Below are 21,197 nucleotides of genomic sequence, written 5' to 3'. Positions count from 1 at the left end.
ACAAATAAAGGAGGATGCTTATGTTTCATTACACAGTCGAGACAACATTGACAATGGAAGAAGCGTCTCATAAATTAGAGGAACAATTAAAAGAAGAGAAGTTTGGTGTACTTTGGCAGTTTAACGTAAAAGAAAAGCTGCAGGAAAAAGGACTGGACTATAACGATGATTTTCTAATTTTAGAGGTGTGCAATCCTCATGAAGCAAAGGAAGTCCTGACACAGAATAAGATGATCGGATACTTCTTGCCTTGTAAGATGGTGTTGTATACGGATGAAGGCAAGACGAAAATCGGAATGCCGAAGCCGACTGAATTTGTAAAATTGCTCAACGACCAAGACTTAGAGCAAAAAGCAAAAGACATCGAAGATCGATTGATTGCATGTATGGATAGATCTGTTTAAAGCAAAGAGAGCCTGTCTTGGGCTCTTTTTTATGTGCTTTTATAAAATTGAATCGACCTGATAAGTGTCATGGTCATCGTTGCAAACCCTACAGATAGAATCGTAACGAGGGAATAAAATAACATTCCTTCTCCCATCACATATAACCCTGCTAATATAACAGCTGCATCGATCAAAAAGATGACCATGCCGACATTGATTGAAAGCCAGCGGGATACGAATAATGCCAATAGATCAGTTCCGCCTGTACTTGTTTCGTGCCTCAGCATCCAGCCGATTCCCGTTCCGATAAACAGACCGCCAATTACAGAGCTTTCAATGATTGAAACGGAGAACATACCTCTTAATGGGGTTAAAAGGTCAATTATTAAGGAAGACACTAAGAGACCGTGAATGCTGTTAATAAAATAGCGGCGTTCGAGCTTCCATGCTAAAAGGTAGATTGGGATGCTCAATAAGATTAAGGTTAACCCCACTTTATAGCCCCATACATATTTTACGAGAAGACTGATCCCGATCATCCCGCCATCTAGTAAATGAAAAGGGACAATAAATCCATTTATTCCAATACCGAGCAGCACGCTGCCCAAAAAGATTGCTACAGTACGTCTCATCATGGCAATCATCCCTGTCTAATGTGATTACTAGATAATATGCGGGATTGTCCATGAATAGTCATGATCATGAGCGATTACCATACAAAATCCCCCTGCTATTTCAACAGGGGGATGTACGTTTATTTCTTTGTGAATCCTAATTGAATCGTTTGAGGTTTTTGTGGTGGAGCACAGCAAAGCGACAGGTCTCGTGCATCTCCAGCAGATTCAAACTCAGAGTCCTCTTTTGTGTAGAAGATCTCCCATGCGTTGCCGTCCGGGTCATAGACCCATACCTTATCTTGTACGGCATAGCAGCATGTCGTGTCCATCTCATCGATTAATAACAGACCTGCACTGCGAAGACGTTCACCCATAGCGAGTACGTCTTCTGTGTTATTTACTTGAAAACCTAAGTGGTTCAGCACACCTTCTTTTTCGAAGGGACGCACATTCAGGGAAAAGTGAAGTCCAGGTTCATCAAGCTCAAATTTCGCGTAGTTTTCTTTTACTTTTGCTGGTTCTTGCCCGAAAAAGTTTTTATAAAACGCAAGTGATTTCTCTAAATTTGAACAGTTAACAGCAACATGCATACGCTGGATCATGATTTGCACTCTCCTTTTTTATGATAGAAGCAGCAGCCATAGATATAGACCGGTTAGAGTAATAAACAATGTTGGTACCGTTAGAAGGATACCAATTTTAAAGTAATAGCCCCACGTGATTTTTACACCCTTTTTAGATAAAACGTGCAGCCATAACAGGGTTGCTAATGACCCAATAGGGGTAATCTTTGGTCCAAGGTCTGAACCGATCACGTTTGCGTAAATCAATGCTTCGCGAATGACACCAGAAGTTTCTGTGTCTTGAATAGCTAAAGCATCAATCATTACTGTCGGCATGTTATTCATTACCGATGAAAGAACCGCTGCAATAAAGCCCATACCAATCGTAGCAGCAAATAATCCTTGGTCTGCAACAACTTGAATTACGTTTCCGAGCATATCAGTAAGCCCTGCATTACGAAGGCCGTAAACAACTACATACATACCGATTGAAAATACAACAACCGTCCATGGTGCGTCTTTAACGACTTTTTTCGTTTCGATAGCTGGACTTTTACGAGCAGCTATGATAAAGATTAGTGCTGCAGCTCCTGCGATAAATGATACAGGAACACCGATAAACTCACTTGTTAAATAACCTGCTAAAAGAACAGCAAGGATCAACCATGACAGTTTGAAAAGCTTCTGATCACGAATAGCTTCTTTTGGTTGTTTTAGTTGTGAAAGATCATAGTTATCAGGGATATCTTTACCGAAAAAGATAAGCAGAACAAGCATGCTCGCTATTAAAGAAAAGAAGTTCGGTATGATCATCCGGCTTGCATACTCAACGAATCCAATGTTGAAAAAATCAGCCGAAACAATGTTTACTAAGTTGGAAACGACAAGCGGCAAGGATGTCGTATCTGCAATAAATCCACTCGCCATAATAAAAGGAAGAACCATTGATTCTTTGAAATTAAGTGCCCTGACTTGGGCAAGTACGATAGGTGTCAGAATTAAGGCTGCACCATCGTTAGCGAAGAATGCAGAAACTGCGGCTCCTAGAAGGATGACATATGTAAACATCTTCTTGCCGTTGCCGCCAGCAAGTCTTGCCATATGAAGGGCAGACCATTCAAAAAAGCCGATTTCATCCAAAATGATCGATATGAGAATGATCGCAACAAAAGCTAATGTTGCGTTCCAAACGATTCCCGTAACGGTCCAGACGTCTGCAGGACTTACTACTTTTAAAAGTAGTGCAATGGCTGCACCAATCGTAGCAGACCATCCGATTGAAAGCCCTCTAGGCTGCCAGATAACAAAAATGATTGTAACTAAAAATACAGCGAAGGCCGTAATCGCCATGCTGTCCATATCAATTCCCCCAATTGCTCATGAATTTCTAAGTTAGCAGCAAACCTTACCGCCTGAAGCTTTAAGTTGTTCAATTTTCTCTGACATATCAGGTAAAGCATCTAAGTTTGCTTTTATAAATGGATAGATCTCACCGTCGATGGAGTAAAAGATCCATTGACTGTTTCGTCTTTCTTTCACTAGTTTAGCTTGCTTTAATTTTCTTAAATGCTGTGAAATACTAGGTTGTGTCATCTTCAATATTTCAACCAGCTCGCATACACATAATTCTTCGTGACGGAGTAAAGCTAAAATATTCAAACGAGTTTTGTCTGCCATTGCTTTATAGCATTCCGTTAATTGATCCAATTCCATATCAATCTCACCTCATTAGTATATAACCATATGTTTATATATAATGTCAAAGAATATATAAATAAATATTGATATAAGTATATACTTATATTATGATGGTCACGAAAGAAGTTCTTTAATCTTAGGAGGTTTTAAACATGGCCAAACCAATCATCTATTTCCTTTGCACAGGAAACTCTTGCCGTTCACAGATGGCTGAAGGATTCGGACACCACTATCTTAGTGATAAATATGACGTATATTCTGCTGGAATTGAAGCGCACGGTGTAAACCCGAATGCAGTTAAAGCGATGAAAGAAGTAGATATCGATATTACAAATCAGACTTCTGATGTAATTGATAAAGATATCTTAGAAAAAGCTGACTTAGTTGTAACGCTTTGTGGACATGCCAATGACGTATGTCCGGCAACACCGCCGCATAAAAAACGTGAACACTGGGGATTTGATGATCCTGCAGGTAAAGAGTGGAGCGAATTCCAGCGTGTTCGTGACGAGATCGCAGCACGAATCAAACGTTTTTCTGAAACAGGAGAATAATTGTAGCAGACGACCTCAGAAGCCAATGGTTTCTGAGCTTTTTTGTATGAATTTCCTCATTTAGTTCATGTTAGTAATGAGGTGAATGATTTGAAACGATTAACCATTCTGTTGGTTTGTATGTTGATTATTATTATGAATTATCCTGCTCATTCCGAAGCGGCGGAGGGGAAAGCTGCTTTTATTCGTAATGATGGACTCTGGCTGAAAGATGGAGATGTGGAAAGAAGGTTAGTTGAAGGCGCTAAGCTGTCTCATCCAAAATTCTCTAGTGATGCTATGTATATCAGTTACATGTCTGGTGAGGGTGAAACAAAAGAGTTATGGGTTTACAACCGGGTGACTCGGTTAAAACGAAAAGTATTTGCAGGTAATATTGAGATGCCAAGGTGGTCACCGGATGGTCAGCTGCTCGCTTGGAAAAGTGGCAGCGTTCTAAATGTAATAGATATTTCTAAGCCGGCGTCCTCTTTTCAAAATGTGATTCTTGGTGTTGGAAACTATAGCTGGACACCTGACAGTAAAAGTTTTGTTGTTTCATCTTCAGCCAATTTGCAGCCTGATGGATGGACTCCTGTTCAGATATTTACTGTCCCGGCAGATGCAGAAAGCGATTTGGAAAAAGTAAGGAAGATTACAACTTTGCCCGGAATGAGTGACGCCTTTTTTGCAATTGGTACAACAAAATTCAAATGGGGGATGAAGGGGAGCGTCTTTGCTTTTATTGCTTGCCCGACTGCATCAATGTCAGCTGACAGCAACACATTAATGATTGTTTCAAGAAACGGATCGAACACTAAAATGATCGCAAATATGTTAAGTATCCCGAATTGGTTTCACTGGTCTCCAAAAACTGAAAGATTGGCTTATATCAAAGGGATTGGGAGATTAGTCTCTGAAAATAAACGATTAACACTTTGGGACTCACGAAGCGGAAAAGAAGTGGATCTTAGTTTTAAAGGCTATGCCGATGGTGATTTTACATGGAGAAGTGACCGTGAAATTGTTGTAAGCAGGCAGATCGAATGGGGATGGGAAGTTCCTGAAGAAAGAAGATCAAAACCCTTCTTAGCATTAGTTGATACAACTACAAGAAGTGCTAAAAGATTAACTCAGCCCGTGAAGAAAGCTGCAGACGAATACCCCAAAACTTTACCTAATGGGGGGATTGTTTGGGTAAGATCAGTTGAAAGCTCCAATCAATCAAAAGTGATGAAAAAGGTCGATCCGGAATCTAAAGAAACCGTTTGGATTGATAAAATAGCAAAACCTGCCGAAGAATACTACGGATGGCCAAGCGTACTCGATGTTTATCAAGGACGGTAGCATAAGAAAGAAGCATTCTCTGTCCAGAGGTGCATCTTTTAGTATGTTGGGAAATAATAGTCGATGAAACTAGATTTATGAAAGGGAAAAAGTAAAAGGTGAAAAGGTCATAGCCCTTTTGGAGGATTTATATAACTCAGAAAGCCGAAACGACTAAGGGAAATAAATTGTTGGGGGACTGTCCCCCAACAATTTATTTTTTTATAAAGGATTCTCTCTGCTTAATAAGTAATCTTATTAAGCAGAGAGAAAGGGGATTAAAGTATGCAGTCTTTACGTCAAAATTCACACCAAGAAACTCAGCCATTATATAAGAATGTAAAAGTATTGAACTTGCTTGGAAGTAAGTTCATCTCATTTTTAGGAGATCAAGTTTATCTCCTCGCACTTCCGTTGATTGTACTTCAGCTTACTGGTTCGGCGGTCTCGATGGGAATAATAGCCGCGGTAGAAAGGATCCCGGTATTTTTTCAACCTATAGCCGGATGGATAGCAGATACATATAACTGGAAAAGAATCCTTTATTTCAGTGATCTATCCAGAGGATTTTTACTGCTTCTCCTTGCCGTGTTATATCAGACCAATACACTTGAATTTTGGCATATTGCTGCGGGTGCATTATTGATGGGTTGGCTGACGCAGTTACATAATTCTGCTGGATTTGCTTTTCTGCCTCAGCTTGTCCAAAAAGAAAGGCTTCATGAAGCGAACGCATGGGATGAAGGGTTATTTCAAACGGCAATTGTCATTGGTCCTGCTATCGGAGGACTGCTTGTGTCTATTACAGCACCAGGTGCAGGACTATTCTTAAACGCTATCTCTTTCTTTTTAACTTTTTATATGATTACTAAAATCCAAGCTGTACCGGATAACAAAGTTACCAGTTTTAACCGACAGACATTTTTTCAAATCTTTGCTTCTGAACTCAAAGAAGGATTTAAACATGTGTTTAATACAAAGCTCATTTGGTATACAAATTTGGCGCTCATGATATCGACTTTTGGAACAACGATGTTTTTAACCTTACTTATTTTTCATCTTAAAGAAGTTCTCTTTTTAAAGCCCACTGAAATTGGGGTCATACTCTCTTTAGGGGGGGTAATGGCGATTACAGGAGCTCTTGTAACAAACAGAATGAGCAGGATTTTCAGATTTCAGACGATCTTAATGATCGCTCATCTAACAGGAGGACTTTCCATCATTGGACTCGCTTTCTCTGAAACTTTTATTACAGTCGCGGTAACGAATGCAATTGGTGTATTAGCAGCATGTATGATAAACCCGTGTATTCGAACGATTCGTCAGACGCACACTCCTGATTATTTATTAGGCAGAGTGCAAGCAACAAGCCGGTGGATGACATGGCTATTACTGCCTGTCGCAGCAATGCTATCAGGTTATTTAGCGGCATCAACCAGTTCCGCGTTTATCATCACAATAGGTGGAATTGTAACAGCGAGTACGTTTCTGTTTTATTTATTGCCCGCAGTTCGAAAAGCATAATTTTAAAACACGTCCGATTTTCGCTCTTGTTTTCTCATGAATGTCCGTTTTCTTTCATACAGTTAAAAGTAAGGAAAAAGCAGGAGGGGGAAAACATGAACTGGGACTTGCAAAATAAAGAGCTTGAAAGAGCAATTGCTGAAATTACTGAGATTGCAGACCACTTTGGCCTCGATTTTTACCCTATGCGGTATGAGATATGTCCGGCAGATATTATTTATACGTTTGGTGCGTACGGAATGCCCACTCGTTTTTCACACTGGAGTTTCGGAAAACAGTTTCACAAAATGAAGCTTCAATACGATTTAGGATTGAGCAAAATCTATGAACTTGTTATCAATTCAGATCCATGCTATGCGTTTTTGCTTGATACAAATTCTTTGATACAAAATAAGCTTATCATTGCCCATGTTCTTGCTCACTGTGACTTCTTTAAAAACAATGTCCGCTTTTCAAACACAAGAAGAGACATGGTTGAGTGCATGACTGCTACTGCAGAACGAGTGGCTCAGTACGAACATCTTTATGGGAAAAAAGAAGTGGAAGAGTTTCTTGATGCCGTACTTGCTATTCAAGAACACATCGACCCTTCAATCGTTAGGAACAAACTAAACTATGTATTTGGTGAAGATGATGAAATAACACCTAAGAAAGAAACGCCTTATGATGATTTATGGAAAATCGATGATAAAAAAGGTCCTAAGCCTGCACTGAAAAAGAAAAAATCTTTTCCGCCTCAGCCAGAGAAAGATATTCTTCTGTTCATTGAGCAATACAGCCGTGAACTCGAAGAATGGCAGCGGGATATCTTATCAATGATGCGTGAAGAAATGCTTTATTTCTGGCCACAGCTCGAAACAAAAATCATGAACGAAGGCTGGGCTAGCTATTGGCACGCCAAAATTCTACAAGAAATGGACTTGACCTCTCATGAGACGATCGAGTTCGCTAAATTAAACGCGGGCGTTGTCCAACCATCAAAGACATCGATTAACCCATATTATCTTGGTTTGCAGATTTTCAAGGACATCGAGGAACGTTATAACAATCCTAATGAGGAATTGTTGCGACAAGGGGTGAAACCTGGCTCTGGACGCGAGAAGATGTTTGAAGTGCGTGAACTAGAGTCTGACATGTCCTTCATACGAAACTATCTAACTAAGGATTTGGCTCAGCGAGAAGACATGTACCTTTTCCAAAAACAAGGCAAAGAATACAAGATCGTCGACAAGCAGTGGGAAGAAGTTCGTGATCAGCTCGTAAGCATGAGGGTGAACGGAGGGTTTCCGTATATCACAGTCAACGACGCAGATTATATGAAGAATGGGGAGCTATATCTCAATCATAGCTACGAAGATATGGAGCTTGATGTGAAGTATCTAGAAAAAGTATTGCCGCACCTTCATCATCTGTGGGGACGTCCTGTTCATATGGAGACGAAGATCGAGCAGAAGCCTGTATTGTTCACGTTTGACGGAAAGACGGTGCATCGGAAGTATCTATAAATTTAAACAAGTGTTTAAAAATAAAGGTGAAAAAGCACGCTGCTAGCGTGCTTTTTTGTAGTCTTTCTTCATCAATTAACGATCCATATTTTTGGAATAAGGAAGGGGGGTGATGGTAATCTTGAAATTGTAAGTTATTCCATTAAAGTAGCAGTTTTATTGAAGAAGGAGTTCAATGAAACTAAGCAGTTTACCCACAATTTTGACCTTCAAGGAAAAACTGATCTATGTTAATTTGTCGAGGTTTCAGGATATTCACCGAACAATTGACCTCCCCCTTATATTGGGAATCCGACACGTTCCCTATTGTTTTGATGTTGTTTTTTCTTGATCTGATTTATTGAAAAAAATTATTGACACTGAAAATAAACCCGTGTTATTATTAAAATTTTGATAAAAAATACTTATATGGTATACTTTAGAAGGTTACCATATATGGAGGTGGATTATTTGTTCCAAATTGGCGATAACATTGTTTATCCAATGCAAGGAGTAGGTATAATTGAAGCCATAGAAGAAAAAGAATTCCCAGAGGGAAAACAACAGTATTATGTTATAAAAATGTCAATCAGTAATATGCAAGTTATGATTCCAACGTGTAAAATATTGAGTTCAAGTATACGACCAGTTACTGATCTACTTGCATTAAAACAAATTATTCACATTTTTCAGCATGGAGAATCAGATAGATTACTAACGTGGAAACAAAGGTATAAAGTAAACACGGACAAACTTAAAACGGGTGAAATACAGGAAGGTGCTGAAGTTGTACGTGATTTAATGCGTATGAAGAAAGATAAAGCACTTAACGGAAGCGAAAAAAAAATGTTGGATAATGCATATGAATTTTTGATTAGTGAACTGGAAGTAATTAAAGGAATCACTGAAAATCAAATAAAAAGTTTCTGTTAAGGTTAATTATAGATAATATATTGCATTCTAATAAATATCTGAATTTTTTCGGGAATATTATGATTAAAAGTAAATCATTTCAAAGACATTCAACTTCTTCAACTTACTTTTAGAACATTAACCTCTTTTGTTATTTCTACAATCTAATCCATTTTTATTATTTAGACTTCCTCTACAAACATTTGGAGTTTTATCAAAAAACTCGATATAATAATCACTTGATATTTGTAATACTGATTCACACTGGCACGGACAAGGAACCGTAAGGATGGAAGAGAGGTAGGGCTTTCATTGTTTTAGGTATATCTAAGTGATTATTTTTAGTAGAAAAAACAATCAATCTCATCTCTTTCCTTAAGAATTTCTTACATCCACAGTGTCTGTGAATAGTAATCGTTTATCTTCTTTTCAAAATAGAGATACTCCAGTTGGTAACATCTAAATATATGGTCAACGAAAAAAATGAAGGAATTTCTAGAACGATTGTTAAGATTGTTCTTCAACAATCGGGCGATTGTTGAGCAATCGTTATTATAAGAAGGCATGTCGAGAGAAGATGTTCGAAGTCCGTGAACTGGAATCCGACATGTCATTCATCCGAAACTATCTAACTAAGGATCTAGCTCAGCGGGAAGACATGTATCTTTTTCAAAAACAGGGGAAAGAATACAAGATTGTCGATAAGCAGTGGGAGGAAGTCCGTGATCAGCTTGTTAGTATGCGGGTAAACGAAGGGTTCCCGTATATCACAGTAAATGACGCAGATTATATGAAGAATGGGGAGCTATACCTCAATCATAGCTATGAGGATATGGAACTTGATGTGAAGTATCTGGAGAAAGTGCTGCCGCACGTTCATCAACTGTGGGGGCGTCCTGTTCATATGGAGACAAAGATCGAACAAAAGCCTGTTCTGTTCACGTTTGATGGGAAGACAGTGCATCGAAAATACCTTTAAACCTTGGAGTAAAAAAAGCACGCTGCTGGCGTGCTTTTTTTACTTATTGGTATAACAAGTTTGTATTAAATATAGCTGAGTTATAAATTTCTGATATCACATTGTTTTCATATTATTGTTCTTTTAATTATAACTTGTGTCATACATTTTCACATAAGGAGGAGTGTGTATGCCCAAAAAGGTTCTTCTTTTTACGGATTTAGGAATAGATGATGCTTTTGCTCTTATTTATGCCTTTTTTCGTAAAGACGTAAAATTATTGGGAATCGTTGCTGATTATGGAAATGTATCTAGAACAAATGCCATTAGGAATATTAATTATATAAAGTACATTATGGGACAAGAAAAAATTCCTGTATTTCTCGGTGCATCTGTTCCACTAACTGGCATTTCGGTTCAGTTTTTTCCTGAAGTACATGGAGAAGCAGGCTTAGGACCAATCATTCCCCCAGATATTCCTTATCCAGTTTACCCTATTAATGATATATATCAGATAATAGATACAAATATAGAGGACCTCACAATTATCAACCTTGGAAGATTATCTTCGTTAGCAACTACATTTATTCTTAATTTAGAAAAGATGAAAAAAGTAAAGGAGTATATTTGCATGGGAGGAGCGTTTTTCTATCCTGGAAATGTAACAGCGGTAGCAGAAGCCAATTTTTACTCTGACCCCTATGCAGCAAATCTAATCTTGCTCCATGCTAGAAATTTGACGATTATTCCATTAAACATTACACAAAACGCACTCGTTACTCCCGAAATGGTTCAAACGATTGATAGATTCCATCAGAATACTCAGGATCCCGCAGGACTCTTGATCAAACCAATGTTGGACTATTATTATAATTTTTACTCTAAATCAAACCCAGGTATTAAAGGTAGTCCCATGCATGATTTTATGACGATCTGGTTCATGTTGTATCCAGAATTTGTGAACGTTTCGAGAGTGCCAATAAAAGTTATACCCGACAGAGGGGAAGGCTTTGGTCAAAGCATTGCTGACTTTCGCTTTACAACAAACCCAGAGTATAGAACCCATAGTGTCGCTTTTTCTTTTAATTATGAAGCCTTTAAACAAAGCATTATGGATACTCTTTTATCAAGAAGATAGAGCGATTAGTTCACATTTGATGGAAAGACAGTACGTTGGAAGAATCTTTAAAAGTAAAAAAGTGTTTGAGCAAAAAAAGCACGCTGCTGGCGTGCTTTTTTGTTCTCTTCTTAGTGAAGGTATATCTGTTATTGAAATTAGATTAAATAACACAGGAGTCATGATTAATAAATCGAATAAAGGCATCTGCGGCAGGACTGGGGAAGGTCTCTTTATGCCGGACAATATGAAAGTTTCTATGAACCTTTAAGTCTGAACCTTCTAATACTTGAATCTCTCCAAACTTTGTTTCCATTTGAATGGTTCTTTTAGAAACAAAACTAATGTATTCTCCGGTTAAAACAGCTTGTTTAATCGCTTCTGTTGAGTCTAGTTCAATATATTTTTGAAGTTGAACCTTATTTTGTTTAAGATGTTTTTCAATAGTTTTACGTGTGTTTGAATCTTGTCCTCTCATAACAAACTTCTCATTCATGATGTCTTCAAGTTTTAAATTTTTCTTCTTCGTAAGGTGATGATTCTTCCTTGCGATGAGCACAATCTCATCCTGCAGCAGAATCTCGTTGATTACTGATGTAATTTCAGGTACTTCAGGAATTATAGCTATATCAAGTAAATTGTTTTTTACTTTCATTAGAATTTCATCCGTTGGCTGGATTTCTAATTTAATGCTTACACCAGGATATTTTTTCATAAAGTTGATGACAATCGGAGCCATCAAGTAGTTACCGATTGTAGTACTAGCTCCAACCACGATTGATCCGCTTTCTAGATTTTTCATCCCTTCCATAACAGACTCCGTTTTGCCTACTAAAGAGAGAATTTTTTCTGCCATTTCAAACAAAACCAAACCAGAATCGGTCAGTTTAATTTCCTTTCCTACGCGATGGAAAAGGGTTAAGCCAAACTTTTGTTCCATTGATTCTATTTGTCTTGAAACAGCTGGTTGACTAATAGAGAGTTCATTTGCAGCTCGAGTAAAACTTTTTTGTTTTGCAACATGATAGAACGTTTTTAGCTGATAAAAATCCATAAGCTTCTTCTCCTTTATCCATAACGAAACCGTATAGAAGGTATTACAAATATGCATTTTTATTATATGCCAATTAAGAATAGAATGAAAGAAAGGTAACTTATTCGGGAGAGGGTCTTATGTCTTGGTTTAAAAAAAGCCCATTATATTTAGTCCATTTAACGATAAGCCCTGGTGAATCATTTAAGGCACAACAATTATTAAGTACATGGGGCATTCCCTTTAAACTTGAAATGTCTTCATCTTGCATCCTGCTTAAAGTAAAAGAAGAGGATATAGAGCTTGCGAAGAACGTTGTTAAGTTTGCTTGTATTAAGACAGGGGATGTATAAGTATGCTGAATGACAAAATAGAAGCATTAAATCAGAGAAAAAGCATTTCATCTGAAAAACTAAAACAGATATATAAGAGAACATTGATTGTTGTAAGCATTTCACAGATCTTTGGCGGGGCAGGTCTCGCTGCTGGAATTACTGTTGGTGCACTTCTTGCACAGCAAATGATGGGGACAGATGCATTTTCTGGTTTGCCTGCTGCCCTTTTTACAATAGGCTCAGCAGCAGCTGCGTTTATAGTGGGACGTCTTTCACAACGGAATGGACGCCGAACAGGGTTAACGATTGGATTTTTGGCAGGGGGACTGGGAGCATTAGGTGTTGTTATAGCTGCTATAACAAACAGCATTTTGCTTTTATTTGTTTCTTTATTTATATACGGTGCGGGTACAGCTACAAATTTACAAGCTCGTTATGCAGGTACTGATTTGGCGCATGAAAACAAGCGTGCTACAGCGATTAGTATTATTTTAGTTTCTACAACAGTTGGTGCTTTTGCAGGTCCGAATCTAGTTGGTGTGATGGGGGATTTTGCTTTATCAATTGGTGTTCCAGCCCTTGCAGGACCTTTCATCTTATCGGGAACGGCATTTATTGTAGCGGGTCTTATTATTTTTCTTATGCTCCGTCCAGATCCTTTTTTAATCGTAAAAATGATGGAAGCTAGTATATGTAAGCAAGTCTTTGAAGGATCTTTAACTGAAAGCAATCAATCCAACGATAAAAGAGGCATTGCAATCGGTGCGGCTGTCATGATTCTTACACAGCTTGTGATGATTGCAATAATGACAATGACTCCAGTTCATATGAAACATCATGGACACGGACTTAGCGAAATAGGTCTAGTTATCGGTGTTCATATCGGCTCCATGTATCTTCCTTCACTCGTTACCGGTGTACTTGTTGATAAAATTGGCCGTACAGCGATGGTTATTGCTTCAGTAATCACATTGCTGCTTGCGGGTGCAATAGCCGCGATCTCACCGGGTGACTCTATGTTATTTCTGATTATTGCTCTTTCTTTACTAGGACTAGGCTGGAATTTCGGATTGATTAGCGGTACTACTATATTAGTGGATTCTACAGAGTCTTCAACCCGGGCTAAAACTCAAGGTACCATAGATGTATTGATAGCATTAGCGGGTGCCTCTGGAGGAGCAATGTCAGGAATGATTGTAGCTTACTCAAGTTATGGAGCATTATCATTTGCTGGAGGAATATTGTCCTTAATGCTGATTCCAGTTGTAATTACTTATCGGGGGACTCTAAAATACAAAATTAAACAAAGGTGAGTATAAAATTAAACAAGTGTTTAAATTTTGCTTAAGAAGCACGCTCCTGGCGTGCTTTTTGCTATGCTTAGATATAATACTGGTAAATAAACTTGGAGGAGACATTAAATGAAAACCATTTTAATTGTTGATGATGAACCAAAATTACTGGAAGTGGTCTCTTCTTATTTAAAGAAAGATGGATTTCTGACTCTGGAAGCGTCTAACGGAAAGGACGCTCTTCACTATATTTCTAATAACAATGTGGATCTTGTCGTACTTGATTTGATGCTGCCTGATATGAGTGGAGAAGAGATCTGCCAAACGATACGGAGACAATTTAGCGTTCCAATACTTATGCTGACAGCAAAAGTAAATGAAGAAGATCGAATCAAAGGATTATCAATTGGTGCTGATGATTATATGATAAAACCGTTTAGTCCCCGTGAACTTGTTTTGAGAGTGAAAACGATTTTAAGACGTTCAGGGGATGGAGAATTATTAGCTGAACAGATTACATATAACGATGGTGAACTAAAGATAGTGGCTGACAAACAAGAGGTTTTTGTAAAGGGACAGCTAGTAAACCTTACTCCAAATGAATACAAATTGCTGATTACTTTTGCAAGACATCCAAACCGTATTTTCTCTAGAGATGAATTAATCGAAAAAATTCTGGGCTTTGATTATAAAGGTGGTACACGAACAATCGATCAGCATGTGAAGAACCTGCGTCACAAGATTGAAAGCAACCCAAAGGCACCAAATTATATCGTTACCGTTTTTGCGATGGGGTATAAATTTACTGGAGGGAGATCTCATGTTTAGAGGGCTGCATGCAAGGTTAGCGATTAGTTTTGTGATTGCTGCTTCATCAATTCTTATCATTGCAAGTATCATTATCATGCTTGAGGTGCATTATCATTTGAGTATGTTTAAAGAGGATGTACCAGACTTTAATAGTATAAGTCCACTAACGCATCATTTTGAGAAGGCATTGTTAAGTTCTATACTTTGGACATCAATTGGAGCAGTCCTCTTAGTCACTATCATTAGTTATTTTGTTGCAAAAGGCTTATCTACGCCACTTATTCAAATGAGGAATGCAGCAGAGAAAATGGCTAAGGGAGACCTTGGAGTAAGAACCGAAACATTAGGAAACGATGAATTAAATGATCTTGGCGTCTCTCTTAATCAGTTAGCCTCCCAGCTTCAGCGACAAGAAACAGCACGAAAGAATATGACTTCAGATATTGCGCATGAATTACGAACACCATTAGCAACCATAAAAAGTCATCTAGAAGCATTCGAAGACGGTGTTTTCCAGCCAACACCGGAAAGATTGCACTCGCTTAAAGAAGAGATAGAACGGCTGATCCTTTTGGTACAGGATCTTGAACATCTCACTGCGATGGAATCTCCGCAATCTGTCCTTGAGCTTAAGCAGGAAGACTTAAATAATGTTATAAGCAGAAGCATCGATGCGGTATCGGCATCTTATGTACAAAAGGGTGTCAAACTTGAGAGTATTTCTGCCGTTCCCATCGAATTAAAGCTGGATTCAAAGCGTATGACTCAGGTATTTATCAATCTTTTAACCAATGCATTAACCTACACTCCTGCTGGCGGGTACGTAACGGTTACAGCTGCGGAGTTACCTGCACATGTTCATGTTAAGGTAAAGGATACAGGTAAAGGAATTCCGAAAGATGAAGTTGACCAAGTGTTTGAACGTTTTTATAGAAGTGAGAAGTCAAGAAATAGAGAATTTGGCGGAAGCGGAATTGGTTTGACCATTGTTAAAAGAATTATAGAAGCTCATGATGGCCAAATCTGGATTGAAAGTGAACTTGGTAAAGGTACTGAAGTACATATTCGTTTTTCTAAATAAAAAAGTCTCCAGTGTTGGAGACTTTTTTATCACTTATTATTCAGCGGATAATTCGCTTTCTGTTACCCATTTATGGTTTGTTACTTTTTCGCCGCCGGTTGTCGGTGTGTAATCAACCATATACACGATCGTTTGCTCTGCAGAATCTATAGTAGCCTTAGCACCTTTCATCCCTTTCATATGGTCGGCGTTAAGTGTAACTTCTGTACCTGCCTTTAACGGTTGATTCCCAGGATCCTTAAGCTCCTCATGAATAACCCATTTATGATCAGTTACTTTTTTGCCGCCCGTTGTTGGTGTGTATGAAACCGTATAAACAGTAGTTTCATAAGCTCCAACAATCGTTGCTTCAGCCCCATCCATACCTTTCATGTGATCGGCCTTAATGATAGCCTTGCTATCAACTGGAAAAGCAGGATCTTTAGCTTCTTTCAAACCTTTTGGCACTTCACCGGAACCTGAGTGGTTCATACCGCCATGGTCCATTTCTTCATTTGTTTCTTCTTTTTGATTGTCTTTTTCGTCGTTGCCACAAGCCGCAAGAGTAAGGGAGAATGCAAGCAGCAATGTTAAGAAAAGATTGTTCTTTAGCTTCATTTTATTATTCCTCCTTCTGTTAGTAGGTTGCCCATTAAAGTGTTAAAAACTACAATACTGTTTCATTATAAAAAGCAATTATGAAGAAGTTGTGAAGAGAAAAAATCAATTTTTTTTGATTTAATAGTTGCAAATTAGAAAATAAAGGATATAATAAAATTACATCAAATAAATTTGATGTTAGGAGTGATGATATTGAAAAAAGAAATACCTTTAGTAAACAACATGAATCCAGCAACAAATCTTGACTTTGAAAAGTACGAACAAAAATTTAAAGCATTAGCCGATCAGCAGAGGCTGCAAATCATTAATATTTTAGCGCTTAAAGAAAGTGTATGTGTTTGTGATCTGACACCGATGATTGATATGCCGCAATCGAAACTATCGTATCACTTAAAGATTTTATTAGAAGCTGACTTAATTCAAAAAGAAAAAAGAGGAACCTGGAACTATTATTCTCTGAACATTAAGGAACTTAGAGGTCTTTTATCAGATCAGTTGTGTTGTGTGTTCTTGCCATCTTGTTGTTAAATGAGTACTACAATTTGTAGTATTTCATTTTTAGACAAAACATCAAATTTTTTTGATGTATAAAACAAATTTCTTTGATATAAGAGGAGGATACTTTTATGAACCATTATTATCTTGAAAACATCATGCAAAATCAGCGGGAAGAATTAGAAAAAGTTAGCAGGGAGCATTGGAAACTCCAAACAGGAGAAAAGAAAAAGATAACATTCAGAAGTTTATTTACAAGAAAGGCTGTTATTCAAAATAAACAAGTGTGCTGCGCTTGATTGAAAAGGAGAAAAAATCATGTGGTTGGAAACCTTTAAAAGTTTTTTAAGCATTGCTTTAGAACTTACCGTATTATTCGTGGTTATCTCATTTGTTATCAACCTTCTTCAGTCTTATATTCCATACGAAAAAGTGGAGAAGTTTTTGAGTGGTAAAAACAAAGGATTAGCTGCCGTTTTCGCCCTGATCTTTGCTTTTATCACACCGTTTTGTTCATGCTCCACGATTCCTGTTGTCGTGAACATGCTAAAAAAGAAGATGCCTTTCTCGATTGTTATGGTTTTCTTGTTCTCCTCTCCTGTACTTGATCCAACCATCATTACGATAATGGGGGTTATTCTGGGCTGGAAAGTTACCATAATATACACCATTATTACCGCTGTTTTTTCTGTGATAATCGGTTTCGCATTAGAAGCTTTTGGGTTTGAAAAATCAGTGAAAAACGTTGTAATGACGGGTTATAAAGAAGAATCAAAAAAGTTTGATGTTAGAGCCGCACTGCATGAGACGTTTGAGTTGATGAAGAGTGTTTATCCTTATCTCATATTAGGTGCAGCGATAGGGGCAATCATTCATGGTCTAGTGCCAACGAACTGGATTGCCGGTACATTTGGAAGTAATAATTGGTGGGTCGTTCCAATCGCTGCAATCGTAGGAATTCCATTATACATCAGGCTTTCCAGCATGATTCCAATCTCGCAAGTACTGATTGCAAAAGGGATGGCATTGGGACCAGTAATGGCTTTAATGATCAGTTCTGCTGGTGCTAGTTTACCAGAGGTCGTTTTATTAAAATCTATTTTTAAAAAAGAACTCGTCATTACTTTTGTAGCCTCAGTTATCACCATGTCTACAGTCTCGGGTTTTATATTCTATCTTGTTTAAATTGCTTTATGAAAGGAGGTGAAGAGGATGAGCTTTATCAAAATACTTTTAGGCGATAAAAAGGAAAATGAATGCTGCAGCATTGAGATTAAAGAAGTTAAGAGCGGGGAAGAGTCTTGCTGTGAAAATGATAAGAAAGATAATAAGTGCTGTGTTTAAAAAGAGTGAAAGTTCACCTGAAACATTTTGAAACCCTCACTGATGTGTGAGGGTTTCATCAATTTAACATATAATTTCTTCTGAAATATTTTGCTTGGGCATTTTTGCTTTATTATAATGAGGTCATCAACAATCCGCCAATAGCACCTGTTACAACAATGACCCAGGGTGGAAGCTTCCAATAAACCAGCATGCTGAAAAGTACTGCTGCAAAAGCAAAATCAATTGGTTTTAAGATCGTACTCGTCCAAATTGGTTTATAGAAAGCTGAAATCAGGATCCCCACAACAGCCGCATTCACACCCATTAATGCGCCTTTAATTTTAGGGTTACGGCGAAGCATACTCCAAAAAGGAAGTGTTCCTAAAATCAAAAGAAACGCTGGCAGGAAAATGGCGAACGTTGCTAATAATCCTCCTTGCCATCCATTCATAACTGCACCGAGATATGCAGCAAAAGTAAATAGAGGTCCAGGTACAGCCTGGGCAGCACCGTATCCAGCTAAAAATGCTTCTTCACTGATCCAATCTGTTGGAACAAATTCACGCTCCAATAAAGGCAAGACAACATGTCCGCCGCCAAATACTAATGAACCAGAGCGGTAAAAGCTGTCAAAGATTGCAATCCAGCTGATGGATGTTGCTTCTCTTATTATTGGTAAAAGAATAAGCAAACCAAAGAACAGTATTAAACAAATCACTGCAAATGTACGCGAGACAGGGAATTTAAATTCTGTATCTTCACTATCTGCTTGCTGACGGTATAATAGGAAACCTATAATACCAGCAACAAGAATGACACCAACTTGTGAAAAAGCCGTTTGCCAAAGAAGTGTTACTACTAATGCTAACAAAGCGATGGTCTTTCGTTTTAAATCAGGAGTTAATTTTTCAGCCATGCCTAAAATGGCATGTGCAACAACAGCGACAGCAACAATTTTTAATCCATGTATCCAGCTGACGTCGTCTACATCAAGTCCTTCTAAAACGAGTGCGAATAGTATAAGTGCTATAACAGAAGGCAGTGTAAACCCGATAAAAGAAATAATTCCTCCTAAGACACCTCCTCGCATAACACCAATCCCTATACCTACCTGGCTGCTCGCTGGTCCCGGCAGGAACTGGCATAGTGCAACAAGATCCGCATAGCTTTTTTCATCCAGCCATTTTCTTTTTCTTACATATTCTTCGTGAAAGTACCCCAAGTGTGCAATGGGACCGCCAAACGAAGTTAAACCAAGCCTGGTTGAGATCAGGAGTATTTCTAATAATGTTTTGAAACGATTTTGTTCATGCTTCAATGCTCTTTCACCTCAGTTAATCTTTAATTTCTTTGAAAAGTTCGTAAGCTTTTTTTCTTGCTTCAACTAGCACTAGATTTCCTTTTTCAGTAGAAGTGTAGTACTTTCTGATTTTACCTTCTACATTTTTATCTTCTTTTTTTAAAAGGCCGTCTGATTCCATACTGTGAAGAATTGGATAGAGGGTTCCGGTACTTATTTTGTAGCCATGCTCTTTTAGCTCCTCTAACATCCATACTCCATAAATGGGATGTTCTTTTGCGTGGTGCAAGATGTGTATTTGTATAAATCCAAGGAAAAGTTTTCTTAATACCTTTTCTTCCACTGCGTCACCTTCCTTAATTACGAAACTCAATATCGGTTTTCGAAAACAAGATAACATGTCTTCATTTAAAGTTCAACTGAATACCTAAAAGATTTACATCATAGTAATAGTTCTTTTATAAAGAAAAAGAACTGGATTCCATAGAGCGTTAAAAAACCTTATATTTATTTTCACAGTTTAGGCAGTTTATGGTTTTTTAATGGTACAATAAAAAGAAACTGATATATTAAAACTAATATAGATGCGGAGAGTGAAAGCAGTGGAATCGACATTAACGGTTGCCAATTATCTAAAAGAAAACGCTGACCTTCTAGCTAATAAAATCGTTGATGATATTATTAAAAAGTTTGGTTTTCAAGTTCCTCCAAACGATATCTTACAAGCAAAAAAGGTGTATGCTGAATTCCTTGAATTCTTAAGTGAATCTATTGACTGTAAAGAAGGCTCTGTTCCAGATAAACTTGTTGAATGGAGCAGAGATAACGGTAAGAAGACCGCAGCTAAACATAATAGAATCTCTGATATCCTGATTCGTTACCCTGACACTCGGATGGTATTTGCAGATTTTATTATGAATATTAGTTTGGAACATGGATTGGGTACAAAAGACGTAGTGCTAATCCTTAAACGTGTTCACCACATGCTCGATGTCAGCTTAAATGAGACGGTTCTTGCATTTGAAAGACGTTCTGAGGAGCTTCTATTAAATGCAAAAAAAGAGCTGAGGGAATTGTCTACACCTATCGTACCTATTCAAGACGGACTTGCAGTTCTGCCATTAATCGGGTCGATTGATACTGAAAGAACAGAGCATCTAATGAATGGTGTACTGCCAAAAATTCCGGAAATGAATATTGAACGGCTTATCATAGATTTTTCAGGAATTGTTGCTATTGATACTGAGGTAGCAGCAAATATATTTAATGTGTACAGAGTACTTGGTTTATTAGGAATCGATGTATTTGTAACAGGTCTTCGTCCAGAACTGGCGATCAATGCTGTTTCAGAGGGGATTGACTTTACTTCTATAAAAACATTCGCTAGCGTGAAGCAGGCGATTGAGAGCATTAGATCGTATTCTTAATTAAATATTTGTTTAAAGGTGAAAACCAGCATACCATGGAATGCTGGTTTATTTTTTGTTTTTCTATATATTTTGCCGTTTTACTTTGCTTTATTTTTTATATAGTTGATAAATCCTTCCCGATGTCCTTCGCTTTCTATTATTTTGCGAACATAATAAGAATCTTTTAAAAGTCCGTTTTTTTTATCAAGTAAAACCCATTCTTTTAACTCGGGATCACTGATTAACTCTTGGTACCATTTTGCTTTTTCTAATTCTGCCCAAAGTTCTTGTATATCAGGGTCTTTTATTTTTAAAACTCGTTTTTGTATGACTTCTATTATGAGCCCGGCTGCGATCAAACAAAGTAATAAGAAAAGCATCATCTTTTTGCCTCCAAT

General features: G+C 37.8%; 25 protein-coding genes and 1 pseudogene. 17 read left to right on the top strand and 9 right to left on the bottom strand.

Annotated features, from left to right (window positions below):
• Positions 1-20 precede the first annotated feature (20 nt).
• Positions 21-404 carry a DUF302 domain-containing protein gene (locus UN64_RS13740; RefSeq protein ID WP_077363614.1) on the top strand — a complete coding sequence of 128 codons (384 nt, stop codon included), beginning with the start codon at positions 21-23 and terminating at the stop codon, positions 402-404.
• A gap of 29 nt (positions 405-433) precedes the next feature.
• Here UN64_RS13740 and UN64_RS13735 read toward each other — a convergent pair whose 3' ends face one another.
• From UN64_RS13735 to UN64_RS13720, 4 genes are all read right to left on the bottom strand, one after another.
• Positions 434-1,021, bottom strand: coding sequence for a YitT family protein (locus UN64_RS13735; RefSeq protein ID WP_077363612.1), 588 nt, complete (start codon positions 1,019-1,021; stop codon positions 434-436).
• A 119-nt stretch (positions 1,022-1,140) separates the two neighbouring features.
• Entirely contained in the window at positions 1,141-1,605 is a 465-nt protein-coding gene (locus UN64_RS13730) for an ArsI/CadI family heavy metal resistance metalloenzyme (RefSeq protein WP_077363610.1), read from the bottom strand.
• An 18-nt stretch (positions 1,606-1,623) separates the two neighbouring features.
• Positions 1,624-2,916 carry an arsenic transporter gene (locus tag UN64_RS13725; RefSeq protein ID WP_245802043.1) on the bottom strand — a complete coding sequence of 431 codons (1,293 nt, stop codon included), beginning with the start codon at positions 2,914-2,916 and terminating at the stop codon, positions 1,624-1,626.
• Between the two features lie 42 nt (positions 2,917-2,958).
• Complete coding sequence (locus UN64_RS13720; RefSeq protein ID WP_077363606.1) at positions 2,959-3,279, bottom strand: ArsR/SmtB family transcription factor; 321 nt, start codon at positions 3,277-3,279, stop codon at positions 2,959-2,961.
• A 137-nt stretch (positions 3,280-3,416) separates the two neighbouring features.
• Between UN64_RS13720 and arsC the strand changes: the two genes are divergently transcribed.
• From arsC to UN64_RS13685, 7 genes and pseudogenes are all read left to right on the top strand, one after another.
• Positions 3,417-3,818, top strand: coding sequence for an arsenate reductase (thioredoxin) (gene arsC, locus UN64_RS13715; protein WP_077363604.1), 402 nt, complete (start codon positions 3,417-3,419; stop codon positions 3,816-3,818).
• Between the two features lie 90 nt (positions 3,819-3,908).
• A complete protein-coding gene (locus UN64_RS13710) occupies positions 3,909-5,144 on the top strand; it encodes a TolB family protein (protein WP_077363602.1) in 1,236 nt (411 codons plus the stop codon).
• A 264-nt stretch (positions 5,145-5,408) separates the two neighbouring features.
• Positions 5,409-6,647, top strand: a complete 1,239-nt coding sequence (locus UN64_RS13705; RefSeq protein WP_077363600.1) for an MFS transporter — start codon at positions 5,409-5,411, stop codon at positions 6,645-6,647.
• A 95-nt stretch (positions 6,648-6,742) separates the two neighbouring features.
• Positions 6,743-8,152 carry a SpoVR family protein gene (locus UN64_RS13700; protein WP_077363598.1) on the top strand — a complete coding sequence of 470 codons (1,410 nt, stop codon included), beginning with the start codon at positions 6,743-6,745 and terminating at the stop codon, positions 8,150-8,152.
• 450 nt (positions 8,153-8,602) lie between these two features.
• Entirely contained in the window at positions 8,603-9,064 is a 462-nt protein-coding gene (locus tag UN64_RS13695) for a CarD family transcriptional regulator (protein WP_139343125.1), read from the top strand.
• Positions 9,065-9,611: 547 nt separating this feature from the next.
• A pseudogene (locus UN64_RS13690) lies at positions 9,612-10,022 on the top strand (SpoVR family protein); the annotation flags it as partial.
• Between the two features lie 169 nt (positions 10,023-10,191).
• Positions 10,192-11,139, top strand: a complete 948-nt coding sequence (locus UN64_RS13685) for a nucleoside hydrolase (protein ID WP_077363592.1) — start codon at positions 10,192-10,194, stop codon at positions 11,137-11,139.
• Positions 11,140-11,281: 142 nt separating this feature from the next.
• Here UN64_RS13685 and UN64_RS13680 read toward each other — a convergent pair whose 3' ends face one another.
• Positions 11,282-12,172 (bottom strand): LysR family transcriptional regulator, encoded by an 891-nt coding sequence (locus UN64_RS13680; protein ID WP_171978908.1) that lies wholly within the window; start codon positions 12,170-12,172, stop codon positions 11,282-11,284.
• Positions 12,173-12,291: 119 nt separating this feature from the next.
• Here UN64_RS13680 and UN64_RS13675 point away from each other — a divergent pair, with 119 nt between their 5' ends.
• The 4 genes from UN64_RS13675 to UN64_RS13660 all read left to right on the top strand — a co-directional run bounded on the left by UN64_RS13675 (position 12,292) and on the right by UN64_RS13660 (position 15,669).
• A complete protein-coding gene (locus tag UN64_RS13675) occupies positions 12,292-12,504 on the top strand; it encodes a hypothetical protein (RefSeq protein ID WP_077363588.1) in 213 nt (70 codons plus the stop codon).
• A gap of 2 nt (positions 12,505-12,506) precedes the next feature.
• Complete coding sequence (locus tag UN64_RS13670) at positions 12,507-13,799, top strand: MFS transporter (RefSeq protein ID WP_077363586.1); 1,293 nt, start codon at positions 12,507-12,509, stop codon at positions 13,797-13,799.
• A gap of 108 nt (positions 13,800-13,907) precedes the next feature.
• Entirely contained in the window at positions 13,908-14,606 is a 699-nt protein-coding gene (locus UN64_RS13665) for a response regulator transcription factor (RefSeq protein ID WP_077363584.1), read from the top strand.
• Positions 14,599-15,669: a sensor histidine kinase gene (locus UN64_RS13660; protein ID WP_077363582.1), complete on the top strand. Its 1,071-nt coding sequence runs from the start codon at positions 14,599-14,601 to the stop codon at positions 15,667-15,669. Before UN64_RS13665 ends, UN64_RS13660 begins: the two co-directional genes overlap by 8 nt.
• Positions 15,670-15,705: 36 nt before the next feature.
• On the opposite strand, the gene UN64_RS13655 is transcribed toward UN64_RS13660, so the two are convergent.
• On the bottom strand, positions 15,706-16,266 hold the full coding sequence (locus UN64_RS13655; RefSeq protein ID WP_077363580.1) for a YdhK family protein: 561 nt from the start codon (positions 16,264-16,266) through the stop codon (positions 15,706-15,708).
• Positions 16,267-16,461: 195 nt separating this feature from the next.
• Between UN64_RS13655 and UN64_RS13650 the strand changes: the two genes are divergently transcribed.
• From UN64_RS13650 to UN64_RS21410, 4 genes are all read left to right on the top strand, one after another.
• A complete protein-coding gene (locus tag UN64_RS13650; protein ID WP_425590110.1) occupies positions 16,462-16,797 on the top strand; it encodes an ArsR/SmtB family transcription factor in 336 nt (111 codons plus the stop codon).
• 98 nt (positions 16,798-16,895) lie between these two features.
• On the top strand, positions 16,896-17,063 hold the full coding sequence (locus tag UN64_RS20950) for a hypothetical protein (protein ID WP_171978907.1): 168 nt from the start codon (positions 16,896-16,898) through the stop codon (positions 17,061-17,063).
• 19 nt (positions 17,064-17,082) lie between these two features.
• Positions 17,083-17,949 carry a permease gene (locus UN64_RS13645; protein ID WP_077363578.1) on the top strand — a complete coding sequence of 289 codons (867 nt, stop codon included), beginning with the start codon at positions 17,083-17,085 and terminating at the stop codon, positions 17,947-17,949.
• Positions 17,950-17,976: 27 nt separating this feature from the next.
• Entirely contained in the window at positions 17,977-18,108 is a 132-nt protein-coding gene (locus UN64_RS21410) for a hypothetical protein (protein ID WP_281249438.1), read from the top strand.
• A gap of 112 nt (positions 18,109-18,220) precedes the next feature.
• Here the strand turns inward: UN64_RS21410 and UN64_RS13640 are convergent, their stop codons facing one another.
• A complete protein-coding gene (locus UN64_RS13640; RefSeq protein WP_077363576.1) occupies positions 18,221-19,408 on the bottom strand; it encodes a chromate transporter in 1,188 nt (395 codons plus the stop codon).
• Positions 19,409-19,424: 16 nt separating this feature from the next.
• Positions 19,425-19,733: a PadR family transcriptional regulator gene (locus UN64_RS13635; RefSeq protein ID WP_077363574.1), complete on the bottom strand. Its 309-nt coding sequence runs from the start codon at positions 19,731-19,733 to the stop codon at positions 19,425-19,427.
• Between the two features lie 259 nt (positions 19,734-19,992).
• On the opposite strand from UN64_RS13635, the gene UN64_RS13630 reads away from it, so the two are divergent.
• Positions 19,993-20,817 (top strand): STAS domain-containing protein, encoded by an 825-nt coding sequence (locus UN64_RS13630; protein WP_245802024.1) that lies wholly within the window; start codon positions 19,993-19,995, stop codon positions 20,815-20,817.
• Between the two features lie 80 nt (positions 20,818-20,897).
• Here the strand turns inward: UN64_RS13630 and UN64_RS13625 are convergent, their stop codons facing one another.
• On the bottom strand, positions 20,898-21,182 hold the full coding sequence (locus tag UN64_RS13625) for a hypothetical protein (RefSeq protein ID WP_077363570.1): 285 nt from the start codon (positions 21,180-21,182) through the stop codon (positions 20,898-20,900).
• Positions 21,183-21,197 lie beyond the last annotated feature (15 nt).

The organism is Fictibacillus arsenicus, from assembly GCF_001999465.1.
Taxonomy (GTDB): domain Bacteria; phylum Bacillota; class Bacilli; order Bacillales; family Fictibacillaceae; genus Fictibacillus; species Fictibacillus arsenicus.
The sequence above is the reverse complement of the archived record's forward strand: the minus strand, read 5'-3'. Positions and strand labels throughout refer to the sequence as shown.